9 protein-coding genes and 1 pseudogene are annotated in these 15930 nt (G+C 50.3%); 4 read left to right on the top strand and 6 right to left on the bottom strand.

Annotation, left to right across the window (positions count from 1 at the left end; genetic code table 11):
• Window positions 1–68: 68 nt before the first annotated feature.
• Window positions 69–3796, bottom strand: a pseudogene (gene rpoB, locus RFF05_RS11910) (DNA-directed RNA polymerase subunit beta).
• A gap of 383 nt (window positions 3797–4179) precedes the next feature.
• Here rpoB and RFF05_RS11915 point away from each other — a divergent pair.
• Together RFF05_RS11915 and RFF05_RS11920 are read left to right on the top strand one after the other, a co-directional pair.
• On the top strand, window positions 4180–5577 hold the full coding sequence (locus tag RFF05_RS11915) for a YibE/F family protein (RefSeq protein ID WP_409967304.1): 1398 nt from the start codon (window positions 4180–4182) through the stop codon (window positions 5575–5577).
• 85 nt (window positions 5578–5662) lie between these two features.
• Window positions 5663–7056 (top strand): IS3 family transposase gene (locus RFF05_RS11920; RefSeq protein WP_409967305.1). Its coding sequence is split into 2 segments (ribosomal slippage): window positions 5663–6203 and window positions 6203–7056, totalling 1395 coding nucleotides; the frame shifts between segments, so codons are not numbered across the junction.
• 87 nt (window positions 7057–7143) lie between these two features.
• Here RFF05_RS11920 and RFF05_RS11925 read toward each other — a convergent pair.
• The 5 genes from RFF05_RS11925 to RFF05_RS11945 form a co-directional block, all read right to left on the bottom strand.
• Complete coding sequence (locus RFF05_RS11925) at window positions 7144–7989, bottom strand: M15 family metallopeptidase (protein ID WP_409967306.1); 846 nt, start codon at window positions 7987–7989, stop codon at window positions 7144–7146.
• 140 nt (window positions 7990–8129) lie between these two features.
• On the bottom strand, window positions 8130–9683 hold the full coding sequence (locus RFF05_RS11930; RefSeq protein ID WP_409967307.1) for an ABC-F family ATP-binding cassette domain-containing protein: 1554 nt from the start codon (window positions 9681–9683) through the stop codon (window positions 8130–8132).
• Between the two features lie 138 nt (window positions 9684–9821).
• Window positions 9822–11045, bottom strand: a complete 1224-nt coding sequence (gene sstT / locus RFF05_RS11935; protein WP_409967308.1) for a serine/threonine transporter SstT — start codon at window positions 11043–11045, stop codon at window positions 9822–9824.
• 229 nt (window positions 11046–11274) lie between these two features.
• The gene (locus tag RFF05_RS11940; protein ID WP_409967309.1) at window positions 11275–12636 is read right to left on the bottom strand and encodes an MATE family efflux transporter; all 1362 of its coding nucleotides are present in this window, start codon (window positions 12634–12636) and stop codon (window positions 11275–11277) included.
• Between the two features lie 18 nt (window positions 12637–12654).
• Window positions 12655–13644, bottom strand: a complete 990-nt coding sequence (locus RFF05_RS11945; protein WP_409967310.1) for an Abi family protein — start codon at window positions 13642–13644, stop codon at window positions 12655–12657.
• Window positions 13645–13854: 210 nt separating this feature from the next.
• Between RFF05_RS11945 and RFF05_RS11950 the strand changes: the two genes are divergently transcribed.
• Together RFF05_RS11950 and RFF05_RS11955 are read left to right on the top strand one after the other, a co-directional pair.
• The gene (locus RFF05_RS11950; protein ID WP_409967311.1) at window positions 13855–14529 is read left to right on the top strand and encodes a helix-turn-helix domain-containing protein; all 675 of its coding nucleotides are present in this window, start codon (window positions 13855–13857) and stop codon (window positions 14527–14529) included.
• Entirely contained in the window at window positions 14526–15923 is a 1398-nt protein-coding gene (locus RFF05_RS11955; protein ID WP_409967312.1) for an MBOAT family O-acyltransferase, read from the top strand. Before RFF05_RS11950 ends, RFF05_RS11955 begins: the two co-directional genes overlap by 4 nt.
• Window positions 15924–15930 lie beyond the last annotated feature (7 nt).

The following is a 15930-nucleotide window of genomic DNA, read 5'->3' on the forward strand; positions in this document are numbered from 1 at the left end:
AAAGGGTTACAGCGCCACAAAGTGGCCACTGCATCCCTTCTTAGAGATACCCTTTTCCATTGGCAACCTTATTCGTCGCCAAAAGCATTGTCGTCCAAGTCGCCACCCATATCATCGATTTCGCTACCAGCGTCGTCGGGGGCGTCTTCAATGTCAAAGCCGGATTCTTCAAACTCAGCATCTTGTGCAGTGGCACGGTGACGGTCATCGTCAGCATCCATGCGAGAGAGGTTGAAGGTGTCCAGCGCGTCCTCGTCGTCTTTCAAGTCGATGGTGTTGCCGTCGGCGTCTAGCACTTGGATGTCTAGGCACAGAGATTGCAATTCTTTCACCAAAACCTTGAAGGATTCGGGCACGCCAGGTTGGGGCACATTGTGACCCTTGACGATGGCTTCATAAGTGCGGACACGGCCGGTGACATCGTCAGATTTTACGGTGAGGATTTCTTGGAGAATATAAGCGGCACCATAAGCTTCCAGTGCCCACACTTCCATTTCACCAAAGCGCTGACCACCAAATTGTGCCTTACCACCCAAGGGTTGTTGGGTGACCAAGGAGTAGGGGCCAGTGGAACGGGCGTGAATCTTATCGTCAACCAAATGGTGAAGCTTTAAGAAGTACACATAGCCCACAGTGACGGGGTTATCAAAGGCTTCGCCAGTACGACCATCGTACAAGGTGGTCTTGCCGTCAGGGCGCAGGCCAGCTTCTTTGAGCATATCTTGGATATCTTGTTCGTTGGCACCGTCGAAGATGGGGGTGGCAACCTTGCAGCCCAGTTTTTGAGCGGCATAGCCCAAGTGGACTTCCAGCACCTGACCGATGTTCATACGAGAAGGCACGCCCAGAGGGTTCAACACGATGTCCAGAGGGGTACCATCGGGGAGGAAGGGCATATCTTCTTGTGGCAACACGCGGGAGACAACACCCTTGTTACCATGACGACCTGCCATCTTATCGCCCACTTGGATTTTGCGGCGTTGGGCAATATAGACACGCACCACTTGGTTCACACCTGGGCCCAGTTCGTCTTTATTTTCGCGGGAGAACACCTTGGCATCCACAATGATACCAGATTCGCCATGGGGCACCTTCAAAGAGGTGTCACGGACTTCGCGGGCTTTTTCGCCGAAGATAGCACGCAGCAGTCGTTCTTCAGCGGTCAAATCGGTTTCACCCTTGGGGGTGACCTTACCCACCAGAATATCACCAGCATGGACTTCGGCGCCGATGCGGATGATGCCGTTTTCGTCCAAATCGCGGAGGGCATCTTCGCCAACGTTGGGAATGTCACGGGTGATTTCTTCGGGCCCTAGCTTGGTGTCACGGGCATCCAATTCGTATTCTTCGATGTGGATAGAGGTGTACAAGTCTTCGCGGATGATGCGTTCGTTCAGCAACACAGCATCTTCGTAGTTATAACCTTCCCAAGTCATGAAGCCAACGAGAATGTTGCGCCCCAGTGCGATTTCGCCTTGGTCGGTGGCAGGGCCATCCGCCAGCACGGTGGGGAATTCCCATTCGCCGGTTTCGGGGTTGTTGCGGTAGCCGTGGACGCGGTCACCAACAGACACGATGGGCTTTTGGTTCATACAAGTGCCATGGTTAGAGCGCAAGAACTTGGTCAAGCGGTAGTCTTTGAGTTCGCCATTGTCGTAACGGACAATGATGTGACGGGCGTCCACAGAGGTGACAACGCCTTCGTCTTCCGCCACCAGTGCCACTTCAGAGTCGATGCACAGCTTGTGTTCCATACCAGTGCCCACGATGGGGGCTTGGGGACGGAGCAGAGGCACAGCTTGACGCTGCATGTTTGCACCCATCAGTGCGCGGTTTGCGTCATCGTTTGGCAGGAAGGGAATCATAGCGGTTGCGATGGAAACCATCATACGTGGAGACACGTCGATGAAGTCAACCACTTCCTTGTCCACTTCCACCACTTCGTCACGGTGACGAGCGATGATACGGCTGTTAATCAGGCAACCATTTTCGTCCAGAGGTTCAGCAGCCTGTGCCACCACGTAGTTATCTTCAATGTCGGCAGTCATATAGGTGATGCCAGTGGACACATGGAAGGTTTCCTTGTCAACGGCACGGTAAGGTGCTTCGATGAAGCCGTATTCGTTGATCTTAGCGTAGGAAGCCAAGTAAGAAATCAAACCGATGTTAGGACCTTCAGGGGTTTCGATGGGGCACATACGACCATAGTGGGAATAGTGCACGTCACGGACTTCCATGTTGGCGCGTTCACGAGACAAACCGCCTGGGCCCAGTGCAGACAGACGACGCTTGTGGGTCAGTTCAGCAAGGGGGTTGGTTTGGTCCATGAATTGGCTCAAGGGGGAAGAACCGAAGAATTCTTTAATAGCAGCCGTCACAGGACGGATGTTAATCAAGGTTTGAGGGGTGACCAAATCCACGTCTTGGATGGTCATGCGTTCACGGATGACACGTTCCATACGGCTAAAGCCGATGCGGAATTGGTTTTGCAACAGTTCGCCCACGCAACGCAAACGACGGTTGCCCAAGTGGTCGATGTCGTCTTTGGGGCTGAGACCGCGGGCCAAGCCGTTCATATAGTTGATGGAGGTGAGAATATCGTCCACAATGATATGCTTAGGCAGCAGGTCGTTTTTGCGCAGTTTGATTTGTTCAATCAGCTCTTTGCCGCTGTACTCGGCCAGCAGTTCTTGCAAGACTTCAAAGCGCACGCGCTCTTTGATGCCGCATTCTGCCAGAGGGTCAAAGTCCACATAGTGTGCCAGAGAGCACATTTTGTTGGAGCGGACTTTAATGGGTGCGCCATCACAAAGGACGGTCACTTCGCCAACGCCCACGGTGTCCAGCAAACGGGCATCGTCAACAGATAAAATGTAGCCTTGGTCAAACATGATTTCGCCGGTGGCGGGGTTTGCCACAGGGTATACCAATTCGTGACCAGACACACGGCTCCACAAAGACAGCTTCTTGTTGAACTTATAACGACCCACAGTGGACATATCATAGCGGCGTGCGTCAAAGAACAAGGTGGAGAGCAGGGTTTCGCCAGCTTCTACCGTGGGGGTTCGCCGGGACGGAGCTTACGATAAATTTCCAAAATGGCTTCTTCGTAAGTTTTGCAGGGGTCTTTTTCCAAGGTGGCCAAGATGCGGGGATCGTCGCCAAATTGGTCAAGAATTTCTGCGTCGGTCTTCAGACCCATAGCACGCAGTAGGCAGGTTACAGGCAGTTTGCGGTTCTTGTCGATACGCACCCAGAAAATTTCGTTGGTGTCGGTTTCGTATTCCAGCCAAGCACCGCGGTAAGGAATCACAGTGGCGCTGAGCAGGGGCAGGTCGGTCTTTAAGTCCAAATCCTTGCCGTAGTATACGCCGGGGGAACGAACGATTTGGGACACAACCACACGTTCTGCGCCGTTGACCACAAAGGTGCCAGAATCGGTCATCAGGTGGAAGTCACCCATGAAAATGGTTTGTTCTTTCACTTCGTCGGTTTTGGTGTTGCGCAGGCTTACCTTCACTTGCAAAGGTGCTGCATAGGTGCAGTCACGGATTTTGCATTCTTCCACGCTGTACTTGGGGGGATCTTTCATGGTGTAACCGGTGAAGCTCAGCTCCAGATTCCCTTGGTAATCGGTGATGGTGCCCACATCATCAAACACCTCACCCAAGCCTGTTTCTAAAAACCATTTGTAAGATTTCTTTTGAATCTCCAACAGGTTTGGCATGGGCATGATTTCTTCATGGCGGGCGAAATTTTTGCGCACTGTCCGTCCATAATACTTGTCTCTAGCCATCTTTTATATTCACCTTTCTTCTGCCGCCTTCTCACAGGGCAACCCTTGCCCGTGGCGGCGATTTTTGGGGAAACAACAAGAGTGAGAAAAAGATACGCACGGCAGTGTTGCCGTTTTCTTTTGAACTCACTCTTGCAAAGTTGTGGAAACTGTGGTATCCTGTGTCCATAAAGAACTTAGGATGGTACAGTATCCGTTTTTATACATAAGCGATTTATTTTAACATGAATTTCCCTTTAAGTCAATAACTATTTTGTGAACGGTTGAAAATTTCAGCCGTTTTTTGTTTTTTTATGAAAATGGAGGCCTTATCTTGACTGCATCACAGCTTTTACGGTATACTACTATACGATATAACCACCATCTGTTAGGAGGATTTTTCCATGGAGACAGTGTTCCAGCGGCTCAAGGCCATTGATTCTCGGTACTTAATCGTTTGCATTTGTGCATTGCTGTTTATTATTGGGGGCAGTTTATTGTGCGATTATAATGCCACCAACGCCGACTATGAAGCGGTGGAAACCGCCACTGTGGTGGAGGTCATCTCTACATCGGTGGAGTCGTGGGTGGAAGATATGAACAATACGACCGTGATTTTCACCGCCAAGCTCACCTCGGGGGATTCCAAGGGTGAAACGGTGGAGATGGAGCAATACATCGACTCTATGTACCTGCCCGTTGATGATGCCGTGGAAAAAGGCGACACCATTTTGGCGCTGGAAACCAGTGTCAACGGCGGCAGCGAAACATGGTCTTACGCAGGGGTTGACCGCACAGGGGGCATCGCGAAACTGTGCATGGTGTTTTTCGTGATGATTTTGCTGGTGGGTGGGCTCAAAGGCTGTGCCACCATTGTTTCACTGCTCTTTAGTGTTGCGGCCATTTTCTTGGTGTACGTGCCAGCCATTTTGTCGGGCTGGAATGTGTACTTCATCACCATTGTCATTGCGGCCTATGTGATTTTTGTCAGCTTGCTCCTTTTAAATGGATTTAATCGCAAAACCTTGTGCGCCATTGTGGGCAACCTCTCTGGCACACTGGTGGCTGGCCTGATGGCCCTTAGCGTCAATGCCGCTTTGGGAATTACAGGGGTCATTGACCAAGATTATGTGTTTTTAACCATGCTAGAAGGGGATGTATCCATCGACTTGAAGGCTGTGGTTTGGGGTGGTATTCTCATTGGCTCGCTGGGCGCCATCATGGACGTGTCCATGTCGTTGGCCTCTGCCATGCAGGAAATTGCCCGAGAAATGCACGATAAAACCATGCCCAAGTTGGTGTACTCTGGGATGCAAATTGGCAAAGACATGATTGGCACCATGACCAACACCTTGATTTTGGCCTATGTGGGCGGCTCTTTGGCGGTGGTGCTGTTGTTCACGGCCTATAGCAAAAATACCATGGTGATTATGAACATGGAAATGATCGTCACAGAAATCATCCAAGCCGTGGTGGGGTCCATGGGCATATTGGTGGCGGTGCCATTGACGGTGTTTTTCTCGGCGTGGAAGTTTATGGACGAGCCTGCTTGCGTGGATCCTGATGAGGATTCAGATGTGGCGCCACCAGTGCCCAAGCCTTTGCCAAAACAGCCTAAGCCTCAATCTAAACCCAAGCGCCAAGAATCCCAACCCAAGCGCCAAGAGCCCCAACCCAAGCGGCAAGAGCACCAACCCAAGCGGCAAGAGCACCAACCCAAGCGGCAAGAGCATCAACCCAAGCGGCAAGAGCCTCAACCCAAGCGCCAAGAGCCTGACCCCTTTGATGAATTCAAACGATAAGTTTAACAGGAAAAACGCCCCATGCAATTGTACCGACCCCCAAAAGTTAGACCTAAAAATCTAACGATTGGGGGTCGGTATTTTCATGGCAAAATACAGTTTTGAATTTAAGAAGCAAGTAATCATGGCATACGAAAACCAGGAAGGCGGATATGAATCTTTAGCGAAGAAATATGGTATACCATCACTAACCACAGTAAAAACCTGGCACAAGTCATACAAAGAGTTTGGTGATGATGGACTGGTTCGCTCCAGAGAAAACAAAAGCTATCCTTTCGATTTTAAGCTTTCTGTGGTAGAATTATATCTAACAACAGAAATATCGTATCAGGAACTGGCTTTGAAGATGGGCATCAATAATCCATCTCTAATTACCCGTTGGGTGAATGACTTCCGCATAGCGGGTCCTGCTGCGCTTCAGGAAAAGAGCAAAGTACGGCGACCAAAGATGGCTAAACCTGAGAAAATAGACCATACAGACGACCATGGGGCATATTTAAAGCAGCTTGAAGATGAGAATCTAAAGTTGCGAATTGAGGTTGCCTATTTAAAAGAATTGAGGAGGTTGCGCTTGGAAGAAGAAGCACAGAACAAAGAGCAAGAAGTATCTGCGACCTCCGGCGATTGTTCCAATTAAAAGATATTCTTGCTGTTTTAAAGTTCCCAAAAGCAACCTATATGTATTGGCAGAAGCGATTTGACAAGGAAAATCCAGACAAAGAAATTGAAGAAAAAATCCTTGAAATTCGCGATGAACACAAGGATTTTGGCTATCGTAGAATTTTGGGTGAGCTTAGGAAAGCAGGCTGGCACGTCAACAAAAAGAAAGTCCAACGGCTGGTGCAAAAGCTTGGTTTGCAAGTGAAATCCTACACACGCAAGAGCCGAAAATACTCGTCTTACAAAGGGATTGTGGGCAGAATTTGCAAAAACTGGGTCAAAAGACGATTCAACACCAACATTGTGCATCAAAAAATCACAACAGATACCACTGAGTTTAAGTATTACACATTTGACAGCAACGGTAAATTGATAACGAAAAAGTTATATTTAGATCCATTCTTGGATATGTTTAACGGCGAAATTTTAAGCTATAGCATTACCAAAACACCATCGGCAGAAGGCATTATGGCTGCGTTAAATGAGGCCATCGAGGTCACCAACGACTGCAAATTCAGAAGAACTTTTCACTCGGACAGAGGCTGGGCATACCAAATGAAACGCTATTCTAGGACGCTGAAAGAGAACCGCATCTTCCAAAGCATGTCTCGGAAAGGCAACTGCCTGGACAACTCTGTGATGGAAAATTTCTTTGGTCTTCTCAAGCAAGAAATCTATTACGGCAATACGTTTTACAGTTTTGATGAATTGAAATTAGCCATAGAAAACTTCATTGATTATTACAATAACAAGCGTACAAAGCAAAAACTAGGCTACTTCAGTCCTGTAGAATACAGACTGAAGTATCTCGCTGCATAAAAATAACGTAGCAGCCGCAGCTGCTACGTTATCAAGTCTAACTTATTGGGGTCACTACAAATCGGTTGATTGCATGGGGCATTTTTATCATTGTGCCAGCTCTTCGGGGAATACGTAGAGTCCACGCTCAGCCAAGTAGGTTTCAAAAACCACCTGCTCTTCTAGCATCTCTTGGGCAATGTCATAGCCTACGTAGCGGTAGTGCCATGGCTCGTAAATAATGCCTGTGATGTCGCTGTAGCCCAAGGGATAGCGGAGGATGAAACCATAGTCCCAGCAGTGCTCCATGAGCCATTGCTGGGTGGCGGTGTTCGCTTGGGTTTCGTCTAGGATTTGGTAGTTGATGTCCACAATGTCTAGCGTCAGGCCAGTTTGATGCTCAGAGCCACCGGGCACAGCCACCTCTGTGGCCGCCACTTCCATGGCCTCTTCTATGGACAAGGTGGGGTCAGCCGCCAGCACGCGGTCAACTTTGTTGTTATACAGCCGTTCTTGGACTTCATAAGAGCGATAGGCTGAGCAGATTTTGGGGGTGAAGCCAGCGGCGCGACAATCTGCCAGCATTTGCTCCAGTGCCTCTACAATGCGGCTGTCCACGCTGTAATCTTCCACCTGCACTAGCTCCATCTCTGGGTCAGCGTCTAGGGGGTACCACTTGCTGGCGATGATGATTTGCCAATCCTCGGTGCCTTCTGGCAAAGTGGGCATGGGGTCTTCTTCCACCACAATTTCTTCCTCCACCTCTGGTTCAGGCACCACCTCTGGCACAATTTCTGGTGTGATTTCAGCAGATACCGTGGTTTCCACCGCTTCTGGCACAATTTCTGCTTCCGATTGTCCCAGTAATAACCACCAACAGGCCGCGCCTATGATGGCAACCAACAGCACAATCATAAAGGGGGAACCACTGCTCTCTTGTTCTCTACGACCCATACAGAGCCTCTCTTTCTGCCACAGATGCCTGTGGCACAGTATATGTAATCATCCAGACAAACATGACACGGGGCGGACAGCCGCGAGGGCTGTCCCTACGAATAACCGTAGGAACAGGGTGTACCCCTGTCTGTTCTAATTTATACAACCTTGGTTGTCCAATCTTCTACGCTCCAGATATCTTGGACCACATCTTGATAAAATTCAGGTTCATGGCTCACCAGTAGCACGGTGCCACGGTAGTTTTTGATGGCCTCTTTCAAGGCTTCTTTGGCATCTACGTCCAAGTGGTTGGTGGGTTCGTCTAGCACCAGTAAATTCATGGGGCGCAGCATCAGCTTACACAACCGCACCTTGGCATTTTCGCCCCCAGAGAGGACACGCATTTGGGTTTCAATATGGTCAGTGGTGAGGCCGCATTTGGCTAAGGCTGAGCGGACTTCCCCATTGGTCATGCCGGGAAATTCTGCCCAGATTTCTTCCAAGGCGGTGCGGTCGTTGCCCCGTTCTTCTTGCTCAAAATACCCCACCTCCATAAACTGGTCATGCTCGATGGTGCCTTCCATAGCAGGGATGCGCCCGAGCAAGGTGTTGAGTAGGGTGGATTTGCCTAAACCGTTGACCCCACGGATGGCGATTTTGCGGTTTCGCTCCACAATCACGTCCACAGGTTTGGTCAAGGGGTCGTCATATCCCAGCACAATGCCTTTGGCTTCAATCACATAGCGACCGGGGGTGCGTGCCGATTTAAATGCAAAGGTGGGCTTGGGTTTTTCCTTGGCGATTTCGATGACATCCATCTTCTCAAGCTTCTTCATCCGACTGCGTGCCATGGTGGCGGTGGCGGCACGGGCTTTGTTTTTGGCCACAAATTCTTCTAGGTGGGCAATTTCCTTTTGTTGCTTTTCATAAGCCTGCTCCACCTGCCGTTTTTTCAGCTCATATAAACTTTGAAAGTCTTCATAAGAGCCCGTGTATCGGGTCAACACGCACCGTTCCACATGGTAGATGACATTGACCACATCGTTTAAGAAGGGGATGTCATGGCTGACCAAAATGAAGGCGTTTTCATAGTTTTGCAAGAAGCGTTTGAGCCACGTGATGTGGTTTTCGTCTAAGAAGTTGGTGGGTTCGTCCAGAATCAAAATCATGGGGTTTTCTAACAGCAATTTTGCCAGCAAAACTTTGGCACGCTGACCGCCAGAGAGCTCGCTAACATCCCGCTCTAGGCCAATGTCTCCCAAGCCCAAACCGTTGGCATATTCTTCGATTTTGGTATCGAGGACATAGAAGCCGCTGTGCTCCAAGATGTCTTGCAGTTCCCCCACTTCTTCCATCAGCTTGTCCAAAGCGGCACCGTCTAGGTCGCCCATTTTGTCGTACAAGCCTAACATATCTTGCTCCATTTGGTACATGGAGTCGAAGGCGGAGCGGAGTATATCGCGGATGGAGTTCCCCTTTTCAAGGGTGGAATGTTGGTCTAAATACCCAGTGGTGATGTGGTTGCACCATTCCACGGTGCCTTCGTCTGGGGGGCGCTTGCCTGTGATGATGTCTAAAAAGGTGGTTTTGCCTTCGCCGTTGGCACCCACCAAGCCTACGTGCTCCCCTTTGAGCAGGCGGAAAGACGCGTCTTCTAAAATTTGTCGTCCCCCAAAGCCGTGGGTTACGTGGGTCACTGTTAAAATACTCATGGGATCCTCCGTTGTTTACAATTATATGTATTATAACAAATCCCCCACGATTGCGCAATGGGCAATCGTGGGGGAGGATTGGGGGCATATACCTTATGCGGCGGGGGCTTGCCCCCGCCGTTCACCGATTTCTAGTATTTAAAACGTCACTTCTTCGCCGTTTTTGCGACGTTGTCCCAATTCTGCAGCAGCGGTGAACAGGGCGTCGGTGGAGGAGTTGAGACCAGTTTCCACAGAGTCTTGCACCACGCCAATCATAAAGCCAACACCCACCACTTGCATGGCGATGTCGCCGTCAATGCCGAACAAGGCGCAAGCCATGGGAATGAGCAACAAAGACCCACCAGCCACGCCAGAGGTGCCACAAGCAGACACAGACGCCACCAAGCTGAGCACAATGGCGGTGGGCAAGTCCACGCTGTAACCCAAGGTATGCACGGTGGCCAACGTCATGACGGTGATGGTCACCGCGGCGCCAGCCATATTGATGGTGGCACCCAGAGGGATGGACACGGCATAGCGCTCTTCTTCCAAACCCATGCTGGCGCACAGCTGCATATTGACAGGAATGTTGGCCGCAGAGCTACGGGTGAAAAAGGCGGTGACAAAGCTGCCTTTTAAGCATTTCCAAACCAAGGGATAAGGGTTTTGGCGGATGTTGGCATAGACGAGGATGGGGTTGATCACAAAGGCCACCACAACCATACAGCTCACCAGCAGAACCAGCAACATCCCGTATTCTTGGAACACGCCAATGCCACTGGTAGACACGGTGTCATACACCAAGCCCAAAATGCCAAAGGGAGCAAATTCGATGACCCAGCGCACGCCTTGGGACACAGCGTCGCTGATGTCGGTGAGCACTTGCTTGGTGGTGGCATTGGCTTGCTTGAGGGCCAAGCCAAAAACCACAGCCCATGCCAAAATGCCTACGTAATTGCCTTGGGTCAGGGCTAAAACAGGGTTTGCCACCACGTTCATCACCAAGGTGGTCAGCACTTCCCCCACACCGCCGGGTGCGACAGAGGAAACATCTGCCAGAGGCAATGTCATGGAGACGGGGAACAAAAAGCTGCCAGCCACTGCGACCAGAGCGGATAAAAAGGTGCCCAATAAATACAGGCCAATCACATGACCCATGCCAGAACGGGTGCCATTTTTCTGGTTGGCAAGGGCACCCATCACCAAGAAAAATACCAGCACAGGGGCAATGGCTTTCAGCGCCCCGACAAACACCGAGCCCATCAGGCTCACAAAGTCAAACCCAGGGATTACCAACCCCAAAATGGCGCCGAGTACCAATCCAGAAGCAATCCGCTTCACCAGAGAAATGCCAGTCCATTGTGTCCACAGTTGTTTCATAGTCGTATCCTTTTTCTTCTCATATTTCTACCCATCAAATCAGTGGGTTTTCCCATCATACAAGACGAATTCTATACTGTCAAGACTAACTTTTTGAACATTTGCAGAAATTCCCAACTTTTACACTTTGTTCAAATACTGGCAATATTACAGACATAAATGTGACAAAAAGAGAGGATTTCCTTTTGGGAAGTCCTCTCTTTTTGTCATTTATGCCATGAACATATCCTTATTTTTCTAGCGGTGAGATCAGCTTTTTAAAGCGGAAATGGAACACCACAAAGGTGGTGGTGAAGGCTAAGAAATCTGCCACGGGTGCGGCCAATAGCACGGCGAAGTCTTTGTCGGCTAAGAAGCAGGGCAGAATATAAATCAAGGGAATCAGCAAGATGATTTTCCGCAGTGCCGCCAGAAACAATGACGTTTTGGCATCGCCCAACGCCATTAAGGTTTGCTGGCAAGCGATTTGCAGACCCATCAGGCCAATAACGCCAAGATAGATCCGAATGCCCCATGCGCCGTAGGCAATCATTTCGTCTGTGGTGAGGAAAATGCCCACAAACACCTCTGGGAACAGCATCACCAACACCCATATGGTCAGGGAAAAGATGACGCTAACCTTTCGCAACAGATAAAATGATTGGCGCACACGGTCGGGATTTTTGGCACCATAGTTGAAGCTGGCAATGGGCTGTGCCCCTTGGCTCAACCCTTGGAGGGGCATCATAACCATTTGCATGATACTGGCCATAGAACCGTAGGCGCCCACGGCAATATCGCCGCCGTAGCGCAATAAGGACGTGTTAAAGTTAATGGCCACTAGACTTTCGGTGGAGGCCATTACAAAGGGGCTTAGCCCCAATGCCAGAGATGGCAATGCTACAGATTTTCGTAGCTTCATGGTGCTGCGGCGTAGGTGCCACTTGGTCTGTTTGCCAGTTAAAAATCGCAAGACCCACAGGGCAGACACGGTTTGGGAGAGGATGGTGGCCAAGGCGGCACCTGCCACGCCCAATCCCAATGCGAAAATAAAAATGGGGTCAAGAATAATGTTTAAAATGGCCCCGATGAGCACGGTTTTCATGCTGATACGGGTGAAGCCTTGGGCGGTAATGAAGGTATTGAGCCCCAGCGTTAGCTGGACGCTGATGGTACCCAGCCCATAGATGGACAGATAGGTGGCCCCATAGCCCACGGTTTGGTCGCTGGCACCAAAGGCCATCAATAAAGGTGTGGTTAAAAAGAGTAAGATGGGGGTTAAAATGGCGGCGAATAGCAACAATAGGCCAAAGGAGTTGCCCATAATTTGCTCAGCTTCGGCTTGGTTGCCACGGCCTTGGGCGATGGCGGCACGGGGTGCACCGCCAGAGGCTGCCAGATAGGTGAAGGCGGTGATGAACATAATGATGGGGAAGCACACGCTGACCCCTGTGAAGGCAATATCGCCCACGTCAGGAATGCGGCTGATGTACATTCTGTCCACCAAATTGTAGAGCATATTGACAATTTGAGCAGTGATGGTGGGGATAGATAGGGTGAAAAAGAGTTTTTTCACTGGTGTGGTGGCTAAATCCACTTGGTTACGGTTCATAAGGGGGCTCCAAACTATTTAAAATCGGTGATAGTCAATCCGCTTGGGGTTGGCTTGTAGAGAGGCGATGTGATGGGGGTGCTCCAAACCCATGGACTGGAGCACACGGTAAAAGGCGGTGGTGGGGATGCGCCCTTCCAAGGTGGCCAGCAAGCTTTGCACCTTGGCCAGTAGCTGTTGATAGGCAGGGTCATCCATGTAATATTTGCAGTACATTAAGTAATCCAGCACCTGTTTTGGGCAGTCTGGCTTGTGGTACTGAGGGGGCAACAGCAAAGTATACCCCGTTATGGTGCGATAGGACACCAACCCACGGGTGGCACCGTCATAGGTGAACAATCGCTCATTGTGGGCGCAGACATTGCGCACTTGGCGCATCCAATGGAGGGATTCGATGAGCAATGGGTGGTCAGGGCGACCATTCTCGTCGTAAAGGCCATAGAGATGGCATAAACGGTCTTTGATGGGGGCTTGGCATTGGTCAAGGAACAAAATAAACGTAAATAAATACACCACTTTTGCCATGACGAAGGCTGGCACCAGCTCTTTGCGCTTCAAATAGCCCCGCACATAGGGGAAGTCGCACTGGTCAACCTCGCGGTCGGCGCGGTGGAGCATGGTGCGAAAGGCACCGTTTTTGGTGGTGGTGGCATAGGACGCTGGGTCGCGCCAATCTAGATGGTCAGGGCTGTTGTGTTCGCCGAAGGCATAGGCGGCAAAGGTGCGTACCTCTTCTTCGATTTCAATCAAGGCTTGAAATAACACTTGGCGTAAGGCGTCGTCAAAGTCTTTCACCGCGCCCAAATACCGCAATTGGGTCTCTGGCACGTAGACACCGCTGCCACAGCTGTCAATGTGGTCTAAAAAAGGCCCACGGTAGCCGTGCACCAAATTGAAATACCCAACACGGCGGAGCAAGGTGTGCTCTTCCACTGTGTCGCAGGCGATATTTTTTTCGTGATGCAGACGGTCGAGCTGTTGTTGATAGGTTAAAAAGGTAGTTTCCATGGGAGGCTCCTTCTGCCGTGGTCAAAAGGCATTTTTTTAATCATAGCACAATCTAATCTTCCTCACAAGGGCAATATCCTTTTAAAATTGGAAATTTCATTTAAATTTTACTCAAAACTACCTCAAAAATCCCATCATTCCTCTTTACATTTGGTATCTTTCTTGCTAAAATATACCCTGTGTATAAGAGAGAAAGAAGGATTTAGAACGATGGCAACAGAATTTTCCCGTGGATTATCGGCACTTCGGCAAGAGCGTGGGGTGTCACAGCGAACAGCCTCTAAGGATTTGGGCATTTCCCAAGCCTTATTGAGCCACTATGAAAACGGCATCCGTGAGCCGGGGCTTCCTTTTGTGGTGCGTGCCTGTGATTACTACAATGTATCAGCTGACTTTTTGCTGGGGCGCACCTTGGCTCGCGATGGCAGTATGCTCAGCGCTGAGGATTTGATGGGGGCAGAAGACATGGACAGTGTCCTCCGTGGCAGCATTTTGGCCACCTTGCAATCTAAGTTGATTACAGGGAGTGTTAGCGTTCTGTTTGACCTGTTGGGCAAATTGGGGGATAAAAATGCCATCAACCATGCCGCCAATTTCTTGTCGGTGTCTGTCTATCAGCTCTATCGCCAACTCTACCGTCACAGTGGGCATCGTGACGCCTTGTTTGCCACCCAAAACCGTGACTTTGACAATGCCATTATCATCACAGATATGCAGTTGGAACATTTGCGCTTTGTGCGCAATCTTGACGATGGTGATGGTTCTGCCTTGGATATGTCTCCGCAAGCCATGACAGAGGCCTATCCCGGTCGCACCCAAAGTCTCACCCAAGTGATTTCCACCGTTGACAAACGCTTATCCCGACTGGCACAGGAGGACGTATGAATTTTCAAAGCCTAGCGTTTCTAGGGCTTTTCGTTATCACGGCACCCATTTGCGTGCTGGTGGGGCGCAAAAGTAAGCCAGCAGGGGTGTTTGCCCTGCTGATTGTCAGTCTGGTGGCCTATGGCGACAGTGGATTGTTGACGCTGCTATTGGGGCTGTGGGTCACCTATGGGGTGAGCCAAGCCGTGCAAGGGCCCAAAGGGAAAATTGATTTGGCAGTGGGCATCGGGTATCATGTGGCGGCGCTAGTGGCTTTTAAATACCTCGGTTTTTTCACAGGCGGTGCGCTGGGCTTTGACTGGGCACCCATTGGCATCAGTTTTTTTACCTTTAGCCAAATCTGGTATCTCAAAGCAGTTTACGACAAAACCTGTGACCCTGTGTCTGTGGAAAAATTAGGGCTGTACGGTCTGTTTTTCCCCACGGTGGTCTCAGGGCCGATTTTATCTCCCAAAGCCTTCTTCCCCCAATTGGAGGAGGATGGTTTTTTGCGCCCTTCTAGCCATGACGTGCTGATGGGGTTGTACTGTTTTGGCTGTGGATTGGTGAAAAAAATTCTCTTTGCCGACCAGTTGGCGCTGGTGGTGGCCAAGGGCTATGGAAACCCTTGGGGCTTGAGCCTTGCCGCTGGTTGGTTGGTGATTTTAGGGTTCACATTGCAATTGTATTTGGATTTTTCAGGCTATTGCGACATGGCCACAGGTGTGGCCCGTATGCTGGGCATCCGTTTGCCTGTGAACTTTAACGCCCCCTACCGCGCCACATCCATCACCGATTTTTGGAAGCGTTGGCACATCACCTTGACGTCTTTTTTGCGAGAATGTATTTACCTGCCCTTGGGGGGCAATCGCAAAGGAACCCTCCGCACCTATGGCAATATTTTGCTGATTTTTCTCATCAGTGGCCTGTGGCACGGGGCTGGCTGGACGTTTATTTTCTGGGGTTTGCTCCATGGGTTGGGGCAGGTTGCAGAGCGGCTGGCTGGTGGACGGATACGCCTTCCCAAATGGTTGGGCTGGGCGGTGACATTCGCCTTTGTTAACGTAGCATGGGTGCTGTTCCGCGCCCCTAGTGTCAGTTATGCCACAGGGGTTTTGTGGGCGGCGGTGGGACGCTGGGAAGCCACCATTGGCGGTGGTGTGTTGGCATCCACTGTGTTCACCACAGAGATGACGGCCTTGCGTGCGTTAATCCCTGCTTTTAGCGTGTATTACCCCTTGTTGGCTTTAATAGGACTATACGCTGGGGGGCTGTTGATTTCCTTATGGCCGCGCACCACCATTTCTCGCACCGACGCTCCCAAATGGTATCAACTGTTGGGGCTAGGGCTGTTGGTGGGCTGGTGCATTTTGTCCTTTGGTGGGGAATCCACATTTATCTACGCCAATTTTTAAGGGGGAG

Source organism: Bengtsoniella intestinalis, from assembly GCF_039719005.1.
Taxonomy (GTDB): Bacteria; Bacillota; Clostridia; order Oscillospirales; family Oscillospiraceae; genus Oscillibacter; species Oscillibacter intestinalis.

Coding starts and splice junctions, on each gene's coding strand:
- sstT (WP_409967308.1), bottom strand. CDS start 11,045: ATGAAACAACTGTGGACACAATGGACTGGCATTTCTCTGGTGAAGCGG.
- RFF05_RS11945 (WP_409967310.1), bottom strand. CDS start 13,644: ATGGAAACTACCTTTTTAACCTATCAACAACAGCTCGACCGTCTGCAT.
- RFF05_RS11955 (WP_409967312.1), top strand. CDS start 14,526: ATGAATTTTCAAAGCCTAGCGTTTCTAGGGCTTTTCGTTATCACGGCA.
- RFF05_RS11915 (WP_409967304.1), top strand. CDS start 4,180: ATGGAGACAGTGTTCCAGCGGCTCAAGGCCATTGATTCTCGGTACTTA.
- RFF05_RS11925 (WP_409967306.1), bottom strand. CDS start 7,989: ATGGGTCGTAGAGAACAAGAGAGCAGTGGTTCCCCCTTTATGATTGTG.
- RFF05_RS11940 (WP_409967309.1), bottom strand. CDS start 12,636: ATGAACCGTAACCAAGTGGATTTAGCCACCACACCAGTGAAAAAACTC.
- RFF05_RS11930 (WP_409967307.1), bottom strand. CDS start 9,683: ATGAGTATTTTAACAGTGACCCACGTAACCCACGGCTTTGGGGGACGA.
- RFF05_RS11950 (WP_409967311.1), top strand. CDS start 13,855: ATGGCAACAGAATTTTCCCGTGGATTATCGGCACTTCGGCAAGAGCGT.